Source organism: Rhodoferax sp. SPJ4, assembly GCF_058216275.1.
Genome location: NZ_JBYZMN010000002.1, coordinates 135,280 through 154,097, shown reverse-complemented (window position 1 = coordinate 154,097; position 18,818 = coordinate 135,280). Strand labels below are relative to the sequence as shown.

At 68.6% G+C, this 18,818-nt stretch carries 19 protein-coding genes; 3 read left to right on the top strand and 16 right to left on the bottom strand.

Going from position 1 to position 18,818, the window contains the following annotated elements:
* Positions 1 to 27 precede the first annotated feature (27 nt).
* The 3 genes from gpmA (at position 28) to AC4BAR_RS08175 (ending at position 3,169) form a co-directional block, all read left to right on the top strand.
* Positions 28 to 771: a 2,3-diphosphoglycerate-dependent phosphoglycerate mutase gene (gene gpmA / locus AC4BAR_RS08185; protein ID WP_490627359.1), complete on the top strand. Its 744-nt coding sequence runs from the start codon at positions 28 to 30 to the stop codon at positions 769 to 771.
* Between the two features lie 138 nt (positions 772 to 909).
* A complete protein-coding gene (locus AC4BAR_RS08180; RefSeq protein ID WP_490627358.1) occupies positions 910 to 2,346 on the top strand; it encodes a S41 family peptidase in 1,437 nt (478 codons plus the stop codon).
* 67 nt (positions 2,347 to 2,413) lie between these two features.
* On the top strand, positions 2,414 to 3,169 hold the full coding sequence (locus AC4BAR_RS08175; protein ID WP_490627357.1) for a HesA/MoeB/ThiF family protein: 756 nt from the start codon (positions 2,414 to 2,416) through the stop codon (positions 3,167 to 3,169).
* 6 nt (positions 3,170 to 3,175) lie between these two features.
* On the opposite strand, the gene AC4BAR_RS08170 is transcribed toward AC4BAR_RS08175, so the two are convergent.
* The 16 genes from AC4BAR_RS08170 to AC4BAR_RS08095 all read right to left on the bottom strand — a co-directional run bounded on the left by AC4BAR_RS08170 (position 3,176) and on the right by AC4BAR_RS08095 (position 18,808).
* The gene (locus tag AC4BAR_RS08170; protein WP_490627356.1) at positions 3,176 to 5,650 is read right to left on the bottom strand and encodes a ligase-associated DNA damage response DEXH box helicase; all 2,475 of its coding nucleotides are present in this window, start codon (positions 5,648 to 5,650) and stop codon (positions 3,176 to 3,178) included.
* A 20-nt stretch (positions 5,651 to 5,670) separates the two neighbouring features.
* Positions 5,671 to 6,111 carry a tautomerase family protein gene (locus AC4BAR_RS08165; protein WP_490627355.1) on the bottom strand — a complete coding sequence of 147 codons (441 nt, stop codon included), beginning with the start codon at positions 6,109 to 6,111 and terminating at the stop codon, positions 5,671 to 5,673.
* 25 nt (positions 6,112 to 6,136) lie between these two features.
* A complete protein-coding gene (locus AC4BAR_RS08160; protein ID WP_490627354.1) occupies positions 6,137 to 6,772 on the bottom strand; it encodes a glutathione S-transferase family protein in 636 nt (211 codons plus the stop codon).
* 64 nt (positions 6,773 to 6,836) lie between these two features.
* Positions 6,837 to 7,676 (bottom strand): DUF429 domain-containing protein, encoded by an 840-nt coding sequence (locus tag AC4BAR_RS08155; protein ID WP_490627353.1) that lies wholly within the window; start codon positions 7,674 to 7,676, stop codon positions 6,837 to 6,839.
* Positions 7,673 to 8,095 (bottom strand): acyl-CoA thioesterase, encoded by a 423-nt coding sequence (locus AC4BAR_RS08150; RefSeq protein WP_490627352.1) that lies wholly within the window; start codon positions 8,093 to 8,095, stop codon positions 7,673 to 7,675. The genes AC4BAR_RS08155 and AC4BAR_RS08150 overlap by 4 nt, the downstream gene beginning before the upstream one ends.
* Positions 8,096 to 8,195: 100 nt before the next feature.
* Entirely contained in the window at positions 8,196 to 8,618 is a 423-nt protein-coding gene (locus AC4BAR_RS08145) for a BLUF domain-containing protein (RefSeq protein WP_490627351.1), read from the bottom strand.
* A gap of 13 nt (positions 8,619 to 8,631) precedes the next feature.
* Positions 8,632 to 9,351: a GTP cyclohydrolase I gene (folE, locus tag AC4BAR_RS08140; RefSeq protein WP_490627350.1), complete on the bottom strand. Its 720-nt coding sequence runs from the start codon at positions 9,349 to 9,351 to the stop codon at positions 8,632 to 8,634.
* A 75-nt stretch (positions 9,352 to 9,426) separates the two neighbouring features.
* Positions 9,427 to 11,115, bottom strand: coding sequence for an ATP-dependent DNA ligase (locus tag AC4BAR_RS08135; protein ID WP_490627349.1), 1,689 nt, complete (start codon positions 11,113 to 11,115; stop codon positions 9,427 to 9,429).
* Positions 11,112 to 12,155 (bottom strand): ligase-associated DNA damage response exonuclease, encoded by a 1,044-nt coding sequence (locus AC4BAR_RS08130; RefSeq protein WP_490627348.1) that lies wholly within the window; start codon positions 12,153 to 12,155, stop codon positions 11,112 to 11,114. Before AC4BAR_RS08130 ends, AC4BAR_RS08135 begins: the two co-directional genes overlap by 4 nt.
* A gap of 10 nt (positions 12,156 to 12,165) precedes the next feature.
* Positions 12,166 to 13,392: a cardiolipin synthase ClsB gene (clsB, locus tag AC4BAR_RS08125; protein WP_490627347.1), complete on the bottom strand. Its 1,227-nt coding sequence runs from the start codon at positions 13,390 to 13,392 to the stop codon at positions 12,166 to 12,168.
* A 12-nt stretch (positions 13,393 to 13,404) separates the two neighbouring features.
* On the bottom strand, positions 13,405 to 14,133 hold the full coding sequence (locus AC4BAR_RS08120; RefSeq protein ID WP_490627346.1) for an endonuclease/exonuclease/phosphatase family protein: 729 nt from the start codon (positions 14,131 to 14,133) through the stop codon (positions 13,405 to 13,407).
* The gene (gene nudB / locus AC4BAR_RS08115) at positions 14,130 to 14,600 is read right to left on the bottom strand and encodes a dihydroneopterin triphosphate diphosphatase (protein WP_490627345.1); all 471 of its coding nucleotides are present in this window, start codon (positions 14,598 to 14,600) and stop codon (positions 14,130 to 14,132) included. The genes AC4BAR_RS08120 and nudB overlap by 4 nt, the downstream gene beginning before the upstream one ends.
* Positions 14,597 to 15,913 (bottom strand): BPSS1187 family protein, encoded by a 1,317-nt coding sequence (locus AC4BAR_RS08110; protein WP_490627344.1) that lies wholly within the window; start codon positions 15,911 to 15,913, stop codon positions 14,597 to 14,599. The genes nudB and AC4BAR_RS08110 overlap by 4 nt, the downstream gene beginning before the upstream one ends.
* 72 nt (positions 15,914 to 15,985) lie before the next feature.
* Positions 15,986 to 17,791 (bottom strand): aspartate--tRNA ligase, encoded by a 1,806-nt coding sequence (gene aspS / locus AC4BAR_RS08105; RefSeq protein ID WP_490627343.1) that lies wholly within the window; start codon positions 17,789 to 17,791, stop codon positions 15,986 to 15,988.
* A 16-nt stretch (positions 17,792 to 17,807) separates the two neighbouring features.
* On the bottom strand, positions 17,808 to 18,476 hold the full coding sequence (locus AC4BAR_RS08100; protein WP_490627342.1) for a DUF502 domain-containing protein: 669 nt from the start codon (positions 18,474 to 18,476) through the stop codon (positions 17,808 to 17,810).
* A 17-nt stretch (positions 18,477 to 18,493) separates the two neighbouring features.
* Positions 18,494 to 18,808, bottom strand: coding sequence for an FmdB family zinc ribbon protein (locus AC4BAR_RS08095; protein ID WP_490627341.1), 315 nt, complete (start codon positions 18,806 to 18,808; stop codon positions 18,494 to 18,496).
* Positions 18,809 to 18,818: the final 10 nt, after the last annotated feature.

The following is an 18,818-nucleotide window of genomic DNA, read 5'->3' as shown; positions in this document are numbered from 1 at the left end:
TTGGCCGCCCTTTTTCCCGGACACCCCATGTACAAACTCGTCCTGATTCGCCACGGCGAATCCACCTGGAACCTTGAAAACCGCTTCACCGGCTGGACCGACGTGGACCTGACGCCCACCGGCGTCGAGCAAGCCAAAAACGCCGGCCGGCTGCTGAAGGCCGAGGGCTACGAGTTCGACGTGGCCTACACCAGCGTGCTCAAACGCGCCACCCGCACGCTGTGGCACACGCTGGACGAAATGGACCGCACCTGGTTGCCGGTGGTGCACAGCTGGCGCCTCAACGAGCGCCATTACGGCGCGCTGCAGGGCCTGAACAAGGCCGACATGGCCAAGCAGTACGGCGACGCCCAGGTGCTGGTCTGGCGCCGCAGCTACGACACCCCGCCGCCGGCGCTGGAGGCCAGCGACCCGCGCAGCGAGCGTGGCGACCTGCGCTACGCCAAGCTCAAGCCCGAGCAGATTCCGCTCACCGAATGCCTGAAAGACACCGTTGCCCGGGTGCTGCCGTTCTGGAACGAGGCCATGGCCCCGGCCATCAAGGCCGGCAAGCGCATCGTCGTGGCGGCGCACGGCAACTCCATCCGGGCGCTGGTGAAATACCTCGACGGCATCTCGGACGACGCCATCGTCGGCGTCAACATCCCCAACGGCATTCCGCTGGTCTACGAGCTGGACGCCAACCTGCAGCCGCTGCGCCATTACTACCTCGGTGACGCCGAAGCCGCGGTCAAGGCGGCGGCCGCGGTGGCCGCCCAGGGCCAGCGCTGAGGCCCTGGAAAACCCGCAGCCGGTCGGCAGAAAACCACGAAATCGGCAGGCGGCCAGCCGGTCTGCCGGGCTTTCGGGGAACCGGGGGGCGGCGCTGCCCTCCAAGGTGTATATTGCCCCGCTGAAGGTCATCAATTTATGCGCAGACAACTGAAAATCGCCGGCTGGATTTCCCTGGGCGCCTTGGCGGGCGCCCTGACCACCGTGTCCTTGCAAACCGTGGCGCGAGGGGCTTTGGCGCCCTTGCCGCTGGAGGAGTTGCAGCAGCTCGCAGCGGTGTTCAGCCTGGTCAAGAGCGACTATGTGGAGCCGGTCGACGAGAAAAAGCTCATCACCGACGCCATCACCGGCATGGTGGCCAGCCTGGACCCGCATTCCCAGTATTTCGACAAGAAGTCTTACAAAGAATTCCGCGAAGGCACGTCCGGCCGTTTTGTCGGAGTGGGCATCGAAATCAGCCAGGAAGACGGCCTGGTCAAGGTGGTCTCGCCCATCGAAGGCTCACCGGCCTTCCGCGCCGGCCTCAAGCCCAACGACCTGATCACCAAGATCGACGACACCGCCGTCAAGGGCCTGGCCCTGAACGAGGCCGTCAAGCGCATGCGCGGCGAGCCCGGCACCAAGGTCAACCTGACCATCTTCCGCAAGGACGAGAACCGCAGCTTCCCGGTGACCATCATCCGCGAAGAAATCAAGACCCAGAGCGTCAAGGGCAAGGTCATCGAGCCGGGTTATGCCTGGATTCGGTTGAGCCAGTTCCAGGAACGCACGGTGGACGACTTCGCCCGCAAGGTCGACGAAATCTACAAGCAAGACCCCAACATCAAGGGCCTGGTGCTTGATTTGCGCAACGACCCCGGTGGCCTGCTCGACGCCGCCGTGGCCATCTCGTCGGCCTTCCTGCCGGAGAACGTGCCGGTGGTCTCCACCAACGGCCAGCTGGCCGAAAGCAAGTTTGTCTACAAGGCCGCACCCGAGTTCTACCAGCGCCGTGGCGGCGTGGACGTGCTGCGCAAGCTGCCGGCCGGCCTGAAGACGGTGCCGCTGGTGGTGCTGGTCAACGAAGGCTCGGCATCGGCCAGCGAAATCGTCGCCGGCGCGCTGCAAGACCACAAACGCGGCACCATCATGGGCAGCCAGACCTTTGGCAAGGGCTCGGTGCAGACCGTGCGCACGCTGGGCCCGGACACCGGCATCAAGCTGACCACCGCCCGCTACTACACCCCCAGCGGCAAGTCCATCCAGGCCCGGGGCATCGTGCCCGACGTGCTGGTGGACGAAACCGAAGAGGGCAACCTGTTTGCCGCCCTGCGCACCCGCGAGGCCGACCTGGACAAGCACCTGGGCAGCGGCCAGGGGCCCGAGCAAAAAGACCCGGAGCGCGAAAAGGCCCGTGAAGAAGCCCGGCTGAAGCTGGAACAAGAGGCCAAGAAGGCGCCAGCCGACCGCAAGGTGCCCGAGTTCGGCTCCGACAAGGACTTCCAGCTGGCCCAGGCCATCAACAAGTTCAAGGGCCGCCCGGTGCTGGTCAGCAAGACCCAGACCGAGCGCAAGGAAGAGAAGAAGGAAAACTGAGCCGGCGTCGGGCCCCGGCCCGACCGCCTCGCTGCCGGGCCCGCCCGGCGCCCCGCCTGCCCCACCGATGACCGACGACCAGCTGCTGCGCTACTCGCGCCACATCCTGCTCAACGAGGTGGGCACCGACGGCCAGGAACGGCTGCTCGCCGCGCACGCGCTGATCATCGGCGCTGGCGGCCTGGGCTCGCCGGCGGCGCTCTACCTGGGCTCGGCCGGCGTGGGCCAGATCACCATCGTCGACCACGACCAGGTGGATGAAACCAATCTGCAACGCCAGATCGCCCACAACCTGGCCCGGGTGGGCCAGCCCAAGGCGCTGTCGGCCCAGCAGGCGATCGCCGCCATCAACCCCGACGTGGTGGTGCACCCGGTGGTGTTGCGGGCCGACGCCGCGCTGCTGGACGAACTGGTGGCCCGCGCCGATGTGGTGCTGGACTGCTGCGACAACTTTGGCACCCGGCAGGCTGTCAACGCGGCCTGCGTCAAACACCGCAAACCGCTGGTGTCCGGGGCAGCCATCCGTTTCGACGGCCAGGTGGCGGTGTACGACCCGCGCGACCCCGCCTCGCCCTGCTACGCCTGCGTGTTCCCGCCCGACACCACCTTTGAAGAAACCCGCTGCGCCACCATGGGCGTGTTCGCGCCGCTGGTGGGCATCGTCGGCGCGATGCAGGCGGCCGAGGCGCTGAAGCTGCTGGTGCCCACCGGCGAGCCGCTGACCGGCCGGCTGCTGATGCTGGACGGCCGCGCCATGGAGTGGAACAGCCTGCGCCTGCCGCGCGCCGCCGGCTGCCCGGTCTGCGGCACCCCCCACGGCTGAGCCCCCTCAGCCCTCCCCTTTTTCCATCGCCGACACCAGCCGCGCCAGCCGGGCGGCCAGGGTTTCGGTGCTGAGCTTTTCGCGCAGCCGCTCCACCATCAGCGGCAGGCCCAGCGGGCTGGGGTGCTGCAAAGCCACATGCACCACCCGCTGCCCGGCCAGCCGGGCCAGCGTGTCGCCCAGCCGGGCCAGGTCCAGCTCCTGCGTCAGCACCTCGGTTTCGGCCTGGCTCAGCAGCCGGTTGCCGGGATCGTGTTTGCGGAACACCTCGAAAAACAGGCCGCTGGAGGCCTGCAGCTGCTTCATGCTTTTGGGCGCGCCGGGGTAGCCGCTGAACACCAGACCGGCCACCCGGGCGATCTCGCGGAAGCGGCGCTGCGCCAGTTCGGAGGCGTTCAGCGAGGCCAGCACATCGGCCAGCAGGTCGGTGGTGGACCAGGCCGAACCGTCCAGCACCGGGCCGATGTCAAAGGGCTGGGCACTCAGCAACTCCAGGCCGTAGTCGTTGACCGACAGGCTGAAGGTGTTGGGCGCGGCCCGGGCCAGCCGCCAGGCCAGCAGGCTGCTCAGGCCCAGGTGGACCTGGCGGCCGGCAAAGGGGTAAAGCGCCAGGTGGTGGCCTTCGCGCGAGCGGTGGGTTTCCACCAGCAGCGTGCCCGGTGTGGGCAGCTGTGAGCGGCGGGCCTGGGTGGCCAGCATGGGCCGGGCCGCCTGCAGCTCCGGGCTGTCGAAGCGCCCCTGCGCGGCCTCGGCCAGCAGCACCAGCACCGCGTCGGCCATCTCGGTGGACAGCGGCATCTTGCCACCCTGCCAGTTGGGCACGGCACCCTTGGATTTCTCAGCCTTCTTGACGATGGCGGCCATCTCGTGGACCCGGATGAACTCCAGCAGCCGGCCGGCGAACACAAAGCAGTCGCCCTTGCGCAGGCGGGCAATGAAGCCCTCCTCCACCGTGCCGATGGTGGCGCCGCTGAGGTATTTCACCTGCATGGCCGCGTCGCTGACGATGGTGCCGATGGCCAGCCGGTGCCGGCGCGCGATGCCCCGGTCGGGCACCCGGTAAACACCCTCGCCGTCGGCCTGGATGCGGTGGTAATCGGGGTAGGCGGTGAGGCTGCTGCCGCCGCGCTCGCAAAAGGCCAGCGCCCAGTCGAAGGCGTCACGGCGGAGCCCGCGGTAGGCCCAGGCGCTGCGCACCTCGTCGAACAGCGCGTCGGCCGTGAACCCCCCGCCCAGGGCTACCGTCACCAGGTGCTGCACCAGCACGTCCAGCGGCTGGTCGGGCGAATGGCGCTTTTCCAACTGGCCGGCCTCGGCGGCGCGGCGGGCGGCAGCCGCCTCCACCAGTTCCAGCGTGTGGGTGGGCACCAGGGTGATGCGGCTGGGCCGGCCGGGCGCGTGGCCGCTGCGGCCGGCACGCTGCAGCAGCCGGGCCACGCCCTTGGCCGAGCCCATCTGCAGCACCCGCTCCACCGGCAGAAAGTCCACCCCCAGGTCCAGCGACGAGGTGGCCACCACCGCGCGCAGCCGCCCTTCTTTCAGCGCCGCCTCCACCCAGGCCCGCACCTCCTTGGCCAGGCTGCCGTGGTGCAGCGCGATCTCGCCCGCCCACTCGGGTTTGGCCGCCAGCAGCAGCTGGTACCAGATCTCGGCCTGCGCCCGGGTGTTGGTGAACACCAGCGTGGGGCCGGAGCGGGCGATCTCGTCCACCACCGGCTGCTGCATGCGCGCGCCCAGGTGGCCGGCCCAGGAGTAGTTGCCAGGGTCGGTTGGAATCAAGGTATCGATCACCAGGGTCTTGTCGAGCCGGCCGCGCACCAGAGCCGGCGCCAGGCCGGTGGGCACACCGGTGCCACACAGCACCTGCAAGGCCTCTTCGGAATTGCCCAGCGTGGCGCTCAACCCCCAGGCCATCAGCGCCGGGTTGAAGCGGCGCAGCCGGGCCAGCGCCAGCTGCAGCTGCACGCCGCGCTTGTTGCCCAGCAACTCGTGCCACTCGTCGGCCACCACGCAGCGCACACCGGCCAGCTCGGTGGGCGCCTGCTCGCGCGACAGCATCAGGCTCAGCGATTCGGGCGTGGTGACCAGCACGGTGGGAAAGTGCCGGTCTTGCCGGGCCCGTTCGCCGCTGGGGGTGTCACCGGTGCGCTGGCCCAGCGTCCAGTGCGGCGCCAGGTCGACCAGCGGCGCCTGCAGGGCCAGGGTGGTGTCGGCCGCCAGCGCCCGCATCGGGGTGATCCACAGCACGCTCAAGCCCGGCGCGCTGCGCCCAGCGGGCAGCGCCTCGGCCAGGGCCTGCAGCAGGCCCAGCCAGACCGCATAGGTTTTGCCCGAACCGGTGGTGGCGTGCAGCAGGCCGCTGCGGCCCTCGGCCATGGCCTGCCAGACCGCGCGCTGGAAATCAAAGGCCTGCCAGCCGCGGGCCGCCAGCCAGGCATCGGCCAGGCCCTGGGGCGGCGGCCGCTGGGGGGTGCGCCTCACGCCAATGGCATCGGCAGCACTCAGCGCCCGATGGCCTGCATGCGCGCCCGGTCCTGCTCAGGCAGGGCCGCGGTCCAGGCGGCCTCGCCGCCGGGTTCGGGCAGCACATGGCCGAACTCGGCCATCTGGCGTGGCACCAGGTCGAGGATGTAGACCCACACCGCGTGCGGCTCGGCACCGGCCGCCGCGCCCACCGCCTGCAGCAGGCCACGCACCAGCCGGTCTTTCTCGTCCACCGTGCGACCGGCGCGGATCTGGCCATGGACAAACAGCTGGTCGGCCGCCAGCGGCGCGCCACCGATGAAGTGGTTGCCCGGTTGGACCTCGTGGAAGATCACCTGCGCAAAGTAGCTGGGTGCGCCGGTCACGCCGGCATGGGTCTGGGTGATGGCCTGGGCCACGGCCAGTTTGTGGGCGGCGGTCAGACGGCCTTGGGCCACGGTGACGGTGTAGGTGGGCATGGGGTGTCTCCTGGTGAAAAAGCGTTCACTGGGACTGCTGCGACAGCTGCCGGGTGAACGCGGCGTCGCGGGCCTGGGCCCGTGCCACCGCCGGACGGGCCTGGTGGCGGGCGATGTAGGCCTCGATCACCGGCAGCTTGGGCACCAGGCCGAAGGCGGTGGTCCAGGCCAGCGCCCCACCCCACAGCACATCGGCGGCGCTGAAGCGCTCGCCGAGCAAACAGGGGCCACGGGCCAGCTGGTCGGTGAGCGTCTTCAGCATGGTGTCGTAGTCGCCGTAAGGGCACATCGCCTGGGGTGGCGTGGCCTTCTGCGCCCGGTCCACCACCGCCGGCTCGAAGCTGGAACCGTAAAAGGCCAGCCAGCGCAGGTAGGGGCCACGCAGCGGATCACCGATGGCCGGGGCCAGGCCGGCCTCAGGGTACAAATCGGCCAGGTAGGTGAAGATGGCCACCTGCTCGGTGACCACCGCGCCCTGGTGCACCAGCGCGGGCACCTTGCCCATGGGGTTGATGGCCAGGTAGGCCGGCTGGCGGTGCTCGCCGGCTTTCATGTTCAACAGCGTGACGTCGTGGTCGGCCTGCAGCTCTTCCAGCAGCAGCAAGGCGCCGGACGAGCGGGTCTGTGGGGCGTGGAACAGCGTGACGTGGCGTGGGCCCATGGCAAGTCTCCAAAGTGCGGCTGGCGCAGTGTAGAACGGCCGGCCAACGGCTGCACGGGCCGGCTCAGGCGGTGACGATCCAGCCTTCCAGCGGGTCCATCTGGTCGGGCAGGCCGTAGCGGGCGTCGCCCTCGGCATGGCGCTGCTGGGCCCAGGCGGCCTGCAGCAAACACAGCACCGCGTCCAGGCTGTCGCCGCTGGCGTCGTCCACCAGCGCGTCGCGCTGGGCATGGCTGAGCTTGAGGCGCAGGCCCAGCCGGCTGTGGCCGTTTTCGAGGGCGGTGATCAGGTCCTTGCGGGCGATCAGCCGCTCCGGCGTCTGTTTGGCCTTGTCGTCGCTTTTGTAGCTGCGGTGACCCAGCAGCTCGCGCGCCAGCAGGCCGGGGTAGCCCTCCAGCGCCACCCGGCGGGGGTCGCCGTTGTGCAGACCGGGCAGGTGCACACCGGCCGCCAGCAGCGGCGGCACACCGGCATGCAGCATGAAAGCCACCGGCGGGTTGACCCATTTCATGCTGGGGCTGGCGCCGGCCGGGCCGTCGCAGGCGCGGTGGGCGAATTTGCCGCCCACCGGGCGGGCGTCGCAAAAGGCGGCGAAGGTGGCGCGCAGGGTGTCGCGGTCGAGCGCCGCGTAGTGGCGCATGCAGGCCAGCCAGTCGGTGGGCCAGCCCAGCGTGGTGACCAGCTCGCGCGGCAGGCCGAAAGGGAAATCGAAGGCGCCCACCCAGTCCGCCGGCTGGGCCAGCCAGGCGGCGAAAGCGTCCAGGCTGTCCAGCCGCAGCAGCTGCGACACCACCACCCGGCCGGACCGCCATTCGCCCAGGGCCAGCACGACCGGCTTGCGGCGCGAGGGGGCGCTGGAAAAATCACAGCCGAGCAGCAAGCCCGGGCCGCTGGCGAGGCTCACGCCGACAGGCCCAGCGCCTGCCGCAGCGCGGCCGGCACCGGCCCGCTGCGCAGCGGGCTGCCCGGGGCCTCGTAGGTGCACCAGACCCGGGTTTCGCTGCCGCGGGCCAGCAGGCGGCCATCGGCATGGACAAACTCGTGGCCGATCACAAAGGAGCTGTTGCCCATGCGGGTGACTTTGGACAACACCTCGCAAGCGTCGCCGTAGGTGGGCGAGCTGACAAACGCGCATTGCGTGTCCACCGAGGGAATGGTCCAGCGCTCGGCACGGATGCGGCTGGCGGGATAACCCACCTGGTCCAGCAAGGCCCAGGTGGCGGCGTCCATCCAGCGGTAGTAGGTGGGGTAGTAGATGATGCCTGCGGGGTCGCAATCGCCCCAGGCGACCTGGCGCGGCAGGCGGCCCAACACCGCACTCACAGGCCGACTCCTGCCCCCTGTTTCGCCGCCGGGCCGCCCCAAGGCGAAATGCGGTCCCCTCGGGGGGCAGCGAACCACACGCAGTGGGGAGCGTGGGGGCTCATGCTCTGCCAATGATGGACGCAGTGGCCATCAGTTCTTCCAGCAGGGCCAACGACACCAAGCCCGACACCGCGTAGGGGTCGAGCTCGGGCTTTTCGGCGTACTTCAGCAGGATGCTGGTGTTGATCTTGGACATGTTGACCTGGCCCATGGTCCAACCACCGAAGCGGCGTTCGCTGATCTCTTCGTAGTGCAGCAGCACCACGTCCTTGTGCCGGGTGTCTTTCTGGATGTGGCCGTACAACTCGCTGACCGGCATGCGCCCGCCCTCGATGGCCTGCAGAAAGATACCGCCGCCGTAGCAGAGGATGCCGGTGATGCCGCTCAGCGGATTGAACTGGCGCGACTGGGCCAGGATGGCGTCGATGGCATCCGCGCTCGTGTCCACGGCGCGGCTGGCGTAAAGAAGGCGTACCAGCATGGTGTGTCCCGGTTCAGGCTTTGTTGGGAATGAGCGAGAGGAATTCGCGCCGCAGGTTGGGGTCCTTGAGGAACACCCCGCGCATGACCGAGTTGATCATGCGGCTGTCCATGTCTTTGACGCCACGCCAGGCCATGCAGTAGTGGCTGGCCTCCATGACGATGGCCAGGCCGTCGGGCTGGGTTTTTTCCTGGATCAGGTCGGCCAGTTGCACCACCGCCTCTTCCTGGATCTGCGGCCGGCCCATGACCCATTCGGCCAACCGCGCGTACTTGGACAGGCCGATCACGTTGGTGTGTTCGTTGGGCATCACACCGATCCAGATCTTGCCAATCACCGGGCAGAAATGGTGGCTGCAGGCGCTGCGCACGGTGATGGGGCCGACGATCATCAACTCGTTGAGGTGGCCGACGTTGGGGAACTCGGTGATGGTCGGGCCCGCCACATAGCGGCCGCGAAACACCTCGTTGACGTACATCTTGGCCACCCGGCGGGCGGTGTCGGCGGTGTTGTGGTCGTTGTCGGTGTCGATCACCAGGCTGGACAGCACGCCTTCCATCTTGGTCGTGACCTCGTCGAGCAGCCGTTCCAGCTCGCCGGGTCGCACGAAATCGGCGATGTTGTCGTTGGCGTGGAAGCGCTTGCGGGAAGCCAGCACGCGTTCGCGGATTTTCACCGACACGGGCACACCGTCATCGGGTGCGTCGGGGGTAAGGAGGGGCTTGCTTGTCATGTCGAGCCACATCCTACCAGCGTTTGATTTCCCCGTTTTACTGCGGCCAATCCATTGTCAGACGGCGCTTTTAAGCTATGAATTCAGGAGCAACTCAAGGTCTTGCAAGGTGTTGGCTTCGTGCAGCGGCTTGTCGTGGCGACGGCGCAGCATGCGCGGGAACCGCACTGCCACCCCGCTTTTGTGGCGCGGGCTGCGGTTGATGCCCTCGAAACCGAGTTCGAACACCAGCGAGGGCCGAACCGCGCGCACCGGGCCGAACTTCTCCAGCGTGGTCTTGCGGATGATGGCATCGACCGCCTTGAACTCCTCGTCGGTCAGGCCCGAATAGGCCTTGGCAAATGCGACGAGCTGAAGCGCGCCCGGCTGGACGGGTTGTTTGGCGGCGATGGCGTCGAGCACCGCATCGGCCTCGGCCTGGTCCTGGGGCGGCCGATTCCAGACCGCGAAGGTGTAGTCGGTGTAGACCGAGGCGCGGCGGCCGTGGCCGGCCTGGGCGTAGATCAGCACACAGTCCACGCTCATCGGGTCGATCTTCCATTTCCACCACAGGCCGTCGGCTTTCGTCCTGCCGGTGCCATAGGCCGCATCGCGGCGCTTGAGCATGAAGCCCTCCATGCCGCGCGCGCGTGACTCGTCGCGCAGCACGGCGTAGTCGGCCCAGCTGGCGCGCTCCTCCACCGGCGACAGCGGCAGCGCGGTGTCGGCCAGCCGGGCCGCCAGCAGCGTCCGCCGCTCGTGCTGCGGCAGCACACGGATGTCGCGGCCGCCGTCTTCCAGCAGGTCGTAGGCCATGAAATTCACCGGTGCATCGGCCAGCACTTTTTTGTTCAGCGTCTTGCGGCCGATGCGCTGCTGCAGCAATGCAAATGGCGCCGGGCGCTGGTCTTTCCACGCCAGCAGCTCGCCATCGAGCACCGTGCCGTCGGGCAGGCCCTGGGCCAAGGCCACCACCTCGGGGAAACGCTCGGTCACCAACTCCTCGCCACGCGACCACACCCAGACCTGGCCGGCCCGCTTGACCAGCTGGCCGCGGATGCCGTCGTACTTCCACTCCACCTGCCAGTCGCCCACCGCGCCCAGCGCCTGATCGAGGTCGACAGCGGCCAGCGGGTGGGCCAAGAAAAACGGGTAGGGCTGGCCGGGATCGCGCGCCGCGCCATCGCCGTCGGACACCGGTGCCAGCAGCGCGGCAAAGTCGCTGGCGCTGGGCAGGCGCTTGCCGTCGGTGTAGCCCATCATGCGCTGCGCCACCCGCTTGGCGTCGATGCCGGCATGCTGGGCCAGCGCACGCTGCACCAGCAACTTACTCACCCCCACCCGAAAACCGCCACCCACCAGCTTGACCAGCAGAAAGCGGCCCTGCGGGTCCAGCTCGCGCCAGTAGGCTTTCACGCGCTGTGCCACCTCGTCCTCGGCCAGTCCGCGCAGCGGCAGCAGCCGCTGTTCGACCCAGTCGGCCAGCCCCAGGTCGGACCGGGTGCTTTCCCGCGGCAGGATGTGGGCAATCGTTTCGGCCAAATCCCCCACCGCCTGGTAACAGGCCTCGAACAGCCAGTCGTCGAGGCCGGCCACCTGGCAGGCCAGGGCCCGCAGCTGCGCGGTCTTGACCACCTGGCGCGGCTTGCCGCCGGCCAGAAAATACACCGCCCAGGCCGCGTCGGCCGGTTCGGCGCTGGCGAAGTAGCGCACCAGCGCCGCCACCTTCGCCGATGTGGCCGTGGTGCTGTCGAGTTCGGTGAACAAACGGGCAAAGGCCTTCATGGCGCAGCAGCAGCGGACTCGGCCGCTGGGTCTTCGGCGGCTTCGTCGCCGTACTCGGTCTCGAAGGCCTCGGCCTGCAACCCCTGACCGCCGAGGTAGCGCACCATCACCGGCACCTGGCCGTGGGTGACGATGACGCGCTGGGCCCCGGTGGCGCCGATCGCTCCCAGCAGGCCGGGCCAGTCGGCGTGGTCGCTGAGCACAAAGCCGCGGTCGTGGCCGCCGCGGCGGCGCGCGCCGCGCAGCTGCATCCAGCCGCTGGCGAAGGCCTGGCTGGCGTCGCCAAAGCGTTGGGCCCAGGGCCCGGCGGCGGCGCTCGGCGGGCACAGCACCAGCGCGCGCCGCAGGTCGGCCGGGTCACTCACCTCGCTGACGGTGCGGGTGTCGGGCAAGGCCACGCCGGCGGCACGGTAGGCCCGGTTCAGTGGCTCGACCGCGCTGTGCACGACGATGGGCCCGATGGCGGCGTCCACCCCGCTGAGGATGCGCTGCGCCTTGCCAAAGCTGTAGCACATCAGCAGGCTGGCCCGGCCCAGCGCGGCATTGGCCTGCCACCAGGCGTTGATGTCGGCAAACACCTCGGCGTCGGGCCGCCAGCGGTAGATCGGCAGGCCGAAGGTGGACTCGGTGATGAACACATCACAGGCCACCGGCTCGAAGGGCGCGCAGGTGGCGTCGGGCGCGACCTTGTAGTCGCCGCTGGCCACCCAGACCTGGCCGCCATGGGCCAGCCGCACCTGGGCCGAGCCCAGCACATGGCCGGCCGGGTGCAGCGAGACCGTCACGCCGTGGTGGTTGATGGCCTCGCCATAGGCCAGCGGCTGCAGCCGGATGTCCCCCAGCCGGGCCCGCAGCACGCCCTCGCCCGGCGCGGCGGCGAGGTAGTGGCCATGGCCGGCGCGGGCATGGTCGGCATGGGCGTGGGTGATGACGGCCCGGTCCACCGGCCGCCAGGGGTCGATGAAAAAATCGCCGGCCGGGCAGTACAGCCCCTCGGGCCGCTGCACCACCAGATCCGCATGCTGCCGCGCGCTGGCCACCTGCCCCGCCTCAGTAACGCTTGCCCTGCAGGAACAGCGCCAGGTTCATCAGCATCCAGGCCAGCCGTTCCTTGACGCGCTGGCCCAGCGGCCGGTGGGCGAACTGCGCCGCGTCGATGCGCCTGCCCTCGTGGGCCATGGCCTGCTGCAGCCGGTCGCGCAGCTGCACGGCGAAGGCCGGGTCTTCGATGGCGACGTTGGCCTCGCGGGCCAGCAGCAGGCTCAAAGGGTCGAGGTTGGACGAGCCCACGGTGGCCCAGGGGTGGGCGCCGCCGGCGTCGACCACCGCCACCTTGGCATGCAGAAAGCTGGCCTCGTACTCGTGGATTTCCACCCCGGCGCCCAGCAGCGCGCTGTAGATGGGCCGCGACGCGTAGTACTGCATGAAGTACTCGTACTTGCCCTGCAGCAGCAGCTGCACCCTCACCCCGCGCTGGGCGGCCAGGGCCAGCGCCCGGCGCAGCTTGCCACCGGGCATGAAATAGGCGTTGGCAATGACAATCTCCGTTTGCGCGTTGGCAATCGCCCGCAAATAGGCTTTTTCGATGCGGGTGCGATGGCGCAGGTTGTCGCGCAGCAGCAGCGCGGCGCGGGCCGGTGCGGCCACCCGGGCCGCAGGGGTGCTGGGAGCGGGCGGACGGCCACTGGCGGCGCGGAAGCTGCGCAGTGCGCCGGCGAAGTCGCGCTGACGGAAGTCGCGCAGGCCCTGCATGCGCAGCCACAGCTGCAGCATGGTCTGCCGCACCTCGTCGCACAGCGGGCCGGTGATGCGCACCGCAAAGTCGAAGCGCGGCGCACTCAGCGGGCCGTGGTTCGGGTCGTGAAAGTCGTCCAGCAGGTTGATGCCGCCGCAAAAGGCCAGTTGCCCGTCGATCAGACAGAGCTTGCGGTGCAGGCGACGCCAGCGGCTGGGGATCACCAGGCCCAAAGCGCCCAGCCGGGAGAACACCGCCCAGCGCACACCGGCGGCGTCAAAGCGGGCCAGCCAGTCGGCCGGCAGCGCGTCGGTGCCCACGCCGTCCACCACCAGCCGCACCGCCACGCCACGCTGCGCCGATCGCACCAGGGCCTCGGCCACCGCGGTGGTGCTGCCGGTCAGGTCAAAAATGTAGGTTTCCAGCCAGACCTCGTGCTGGGCCGCGTCCATGGCTGCCACCAGCGCGGCGAAGTACTGGCGGCTGCCCTCCAGCAGCTCAATGCGGTGACCGGGGCGCAGCACGGGCGGGGGCGTGGCCATGGGGGCGGGACCTCAGAAGCTGAACTCGGCGATCAGCGGCAAATGGTCGGACATGCGCCACCAGATGCGGCCTTTGGGAATTTCCACCCCGGTGGGTTTCAGCCCACGGGCGTAGACGTAGTCGAGCTGGGCCAGCGGCAGCCGGGCCGGGTAGGTGGCCAGCCGTTCGCCCTGGAAATCGCGCAGGCCCAGGGTCTGCAGGGCCGGACGCAGCCGGGCGCCCCAGTCGTTGAAGTCCCCGGCCACCAGCAGCGGTGCCCTGGCCGGCACCTCGCGGGCAATGAAGCGCTCCAGCTGGGCGATCTGGCGGGTCCGGCTGCCCGGGATCAGCCCCAGGTGCAGCACCACCACATGGACCTCGCGGCCGTCCACCGCCACCTGCACATGCAGCAAACCCCGCTGCTCGAAGCGGTGGTCGGACATGTCCTCATGGCCATGGTGTTGCACCGGCCAGCGCGACAGCAGCGCGTTGCCATGCTCGCCATGGCGGGTGACGGCATTGGTCTGGTAGATGGCCTCGTAACCCTCGGGGGCCAGGAACTCGGCCTGCGGCAGCTCGGGCCAATGGGCAAAGTGCTGCTGTTGGCGGCGGTGCAGTTTGCGCACCTCCTGCAGGCAGACGATGTCGGCATCGAGCTGCTCGACCGCATGGCCCAGGTTGTGGATTTCCAGACGGCGGGCCGGGCCCATGCCCTGCACACCTTTGTGGATGTTGTAGGTGGCCACGCGCAGAACCGTCATGCGCCGACCTTACCGGAAAACCGGGGCAGCCACAGAATGGCCTCGGCGTTGGACGGTGAAAAGCAGGCCTCGGCCGCGGCACGCCAGGGCAGCCAGCGGTGGGCCGTGTGTTCGCGCGGGCTCAAGCGCACCGGCGTGCCGGCGGGCACCCACAGGCCGAACAGGTGCTCGGTGTTGTGCGTCACGCCGGGCGCATAGCGGTGGCGCCATTGCGGGTAGATCTCGTAGACGTTTTCCAGGCCCCAGTCGCACAGGCCCGCGGCCAGCGGCGTGCCGGGACGGCAGTCGATGCCGGTTTCTTCCCACACTTCGCGGGCGGCGGTGGTACCGAAGGCCTCGTCCGGGTGGTCTTTGCTGCCGGTGACCGATTGCCAGAAGCCCGGGGCGTCGGCCCGCTCGATCAGCAGCACGTCCAGCGCCGGGGTGTGGATGACCACCAGCACCGACTCCGGCACTTTGTGCGTCACGGCACGAAACAAAGGCTTTGCCAGACGCGGCGCAGGCTGGGCAGGCCAGCGTCCATGGGGGTGAAGAAATCCACCACCGGCAGGTTGTGGAAGGCCAGGCCGGCCGGCGTGAGCGGGTTGCCGCGCGCCACATTGGTCAGCAGCATGTGGCGGCCGCCGTAAGGGGGCAAGGCGCTGTCCACGTTCAGTGCGGCACCAAAGCTGTCCAGCTGCAACGCCGCCCATTCCTGCAACACCAGCGCGTTGGGAATGATGCCGTCCTGCAGATGGGCAAAGCCGTACATCCGCGCGGCGGGCGTCACTCCGGCCGAGGCCACCCAGGGCGCGACGGCCTGCTGGCCGTCGGTGGTGTCGCCGGGGGCGGCAAAAAAACAGGCCCGGTCCACCGCCTGCGTTTTGCCGGTGTGCACCGCCGTGCCGCCGCCCTGCGAATGGCCACCGACGCGGATCAGCGACCAACGCAGGTTGCCACCGGCGTCGATGAAACGGGCCCAGCCACCCTGGGGCTGCTGCTGTGCCAACAAAACCAGCAGCGTGGTCAGGCGGTTGCGGATGCTGTTGGCCATGTCCACGTTGACCAGCGGCGACACATTGCTGCCGCTGAAGGTTTCATCGCGGATCAGCCGGGTGCAGTCGGGGTTGGCATTGCCCAGACAAGCGCCGGTGACGGTGCTGTTGTTGGGGTAGGCCAGGCCAATGGCGGCAAAACCGTTGTGGGCGGCCGCCTGGACGATCAGCCGGTAGTTGTCGGGAACGGCGCCGGTGCCGGGGAAAAACACAAACAGCAGGCCGTTGGGGGACACCGCCGGGTTGAAGGCGGCAAAGTGGCTGCCAAAGCTGTCGTCCTGGCCGGGCCCGGCGGTCGACGGTGCCACCGACCAGGTTTGCGGGGCGGGTGTGGCGGTGTCGGCCAGCACCTGCAGCGTGGCCGCCACCGAACTGGTGCTGACGCCGCCCGAGCGGGCCCTCAGGCTGTACTGGCTGCCACTGTCGCTGGGTACCAGCGCCGGCGTGGTGTAGCTGGCGGCATTGGCCCCGGGAATGTCGACGCCGTCGCGCTGCCATTGGTAGGCCAGGTCGGGCCCGCCCACGGCACTGGCACTGAAGCGCGCCGACTGCCCTTCCACCACCGTCTGGGCCTGCGGGCCGGCGGTGATGGTGGGAAAAGCGGGCTGGAAGGGCAGGGGGTCGGAACCGCCAAAACCAAAGCCGGCCGAGATGCTGATGCCGCCACCACAGGCGCTGAGCAGGGCCAGCCCCAAGGCCGCGGCCAGGTGTCTGCAGGCCGTCCGGCCCAAGCTGGGGGATGTCATGTGGCCATGCTAACGCAAGGCCATGTCAGGCGCTGGCCCACCCTGACCGCAGGGGCCAGGGTGGGGGCTGGATCAGGCCGCGGGGGCGACGTTGCGCAGCTTGATGTGCAGTTCGCGCAGCTGCTTCTCGTCGACCGGGCTGGGGGCCTGGGTCAGCAGGCACTGGGCGCGCTGGGTCTTGGGGAAGGCGATCACGTCGCGGATGGATTCGGCGCCGGTCATCATGGTGACGATGCGGTCCAGGCCGAAAGCCAGGCCACCGTGCGGCGGCGCGCCGTACTGCAGCGCGTCGAGCAGGAAGCCGAACTTCTCCTGCGCTTCTTCGGCACCGATGTTGAGCGCGGTGAAGACCTTGCTCTGCACGTCGGCGCGGTGAATGCGCACCGAACCACCGCCCAGTTCCCAGCCGTTGAGCACCAGGTCATAGGCCTTGGCGATGCACTTGCCCGGGTCGGTGGCCAGCCAGTCTTCGTGGCCGTCCTTGGGTGCGGTGAAGGGGTGGTGCATGGCGCTCCAGCGCTTGCCTTCCTCGTCGTACTCGAACATCGGGAAATCGACCACCCACAGCGGCATCCAAGTGCCCTGAACCAGGCCGCGGGCCTTGCCGAACTCGCTGTGGCCGATCTTGATGCGCAGGTTGCCGATGGCGTCGTTGACGACCTTGGCCTTGTCGGCTCCAAAGAAAATCAGGTCGCCGGCCTGGGCGCCGGTACGGGCCAGGATTTCGGTGAGTGCGGCGTCGTGGATGTTCTTGACGATGGGGCTTTGCAGGCCGTCGCGATTCAGCGTGGCGCCGACCTCGTTGACCTTGATGTAGGCCAGGCCCTTGGCGCCGTAGATCTTGACGAACTCGGTGTAGGCGTCGATCTCGCTACGCGCCATTTCGGCGCCGCCCGGCACCCGCAGGCCCACCACCCGGCCACCGACCATGTTGGCCGCGCCGCTGAAGACCTTGAAGTCCACGTCCTTCATCACGTCGGTGAGCTCGGTGAACGCCATCTGCACCCGCAGGTCGGGCTTATCGGAGCCGTACAGGCGCATGGCGTCGGCGTACTGCATCACGGGCAGTTGGCCCAGATCCACGCCCAGCACGTTCTGGAAGGTGGTGCGCAGCAGCTCCTCGAACATCGTGCGGATGTCCTGCTCGGTCATGAACGAGGTTTCAATGTCGATCTGCGTGAACTCGGGCTGGCGGTCGGCGCGCAGGTCTTCGTCACGGAAACACTTGGTGATCTGGTAGTAGCGGTCAAAGCCGGCCACCATCAGCAGCTGCTTGAACAGCTGGGGGCTCTGCGGCAGCGCGAAGAACATGCCGTCGTGCACGCGGCTGGGCACCAGGTAGTCGCGCGCGCCCTCGGGCGTGCTCTTGGTGAGCATGGGGGTTTCGATGTCGACGAAGCCGTTGGCGTCGAGGAATTTGCGCACTTCCATGGCCACGCGGTAGCGCAGCATCAGGTTGTTCTGCATGTAGGGGCGGCGCAGGTCCAGCACGCGGTGCGTCAAGCGGGTGGTCTCAGACAGGTTGTCGTCGTCGAGCTGGAAAGGCGGTGTGACCGAGGCGTTCAGCACCGTCAGTTCGTGGCACAGCACCTCGATCTGGCCGCTTTTCAGCTTGTCGTTGGTGGTGCCGGCCGGGCGGGCCCGCACCAGGCCCTTGACCTGCACGCAGAACTCGTTCCGCACCTCTTCGGCCACCTTGAACTGCTCGGTGCGGTCGGGGTCACAGACCACCTGCACATAACCTTCACGGTCGCGCAGGTCGATGAAGATCACGCCGCCGTGGTCACGCCGGCGGTTGACCCAGCCGCACAAGGTCACGGTCTGGCCCAGATGGGCTTCGGTCACCAGACCGCAGTAAGTGGAACGCATCGAAGACATAGGACAGACTCAGCTTTCAGCACCCGGGGTGCGTTGACGAACGGGGTTCGGTGGACGGGGACGGATGGGCCACACCGTTGGGCACCACCACACCCATGGAGATGATGTATTTGAGCGCCTCGTCGACGCTCATGTCGAGTTCCACCACCTCGTTTTTGGGCAACATCAGGAAGAAGCCCGAGGTGGGATTGGGCGTGGTCGGCACATAGACGCTGACATGTTCGCTGGGCAGGTGGGCGGCCACCTCGCCGCCGGGTGCACCGGTCAGAAAGCCGATGGTCCAGCTGCCCTGGCGCGGGTACTGCACCAACAAGGCCTTGCGGAAGGCGTTGCCGTTGCTGGAGAACAGCGTGTCCGAGACCTGCTTGACGCTGGAATAAATGGACCGGACGATGGGAATCTGCTGCAGCAGCCGGTCGGACTGGCGCAGCGCCCAGCGGCCGGCGATGTTGGCCGCGAACATGCCGGTGAGGAAAATCACGCCCAGCACCAGCACGATGCCCAGGCCGGGGATGTTGCGGAAATTGGCCAGTGCCGGCCGCAGAGCCTCGGGCATGACGGCGATCAACGCGGCCATGACCGAGCCAAACACCCCATCGAGCGCGCCCAGGCCCCAGGTGATCACCCAGATGGTGATGGCCAGCGGCGCCCAGACCAGCAGGCCGGTGAGGAAGTATTTGCGCATGGGGCCTTAAAGGGAAATCAGGTGGTGCCGGAGGGCTTGCTGCCGCTGTCCGACGAAGGCGCGGCCGGTGTGGCCGCCGGCTTGGCGGCCTCGGCGGCCGGTGCTGCGGTGGCGCCGGCCGGCTTGGTCTCGCCGCCGGCCGACGGGGTGCCGCCGCGGAAATCGGTCACATACCAGCCCGAGCCTTTGAGCTGGAAGCCGGCAGCGGTGAGTTGTTTGCGGAAACTGGGCGCGTGGCAGGCCGGGCAATCGGTGAGCGGCGCGTCAGCCATTTTTTGCAGAACGTCCTTGGTGTGCCCGCAGGACTCGCATTTGTAAGCGTAGATAGGCATGGCAGTGGGG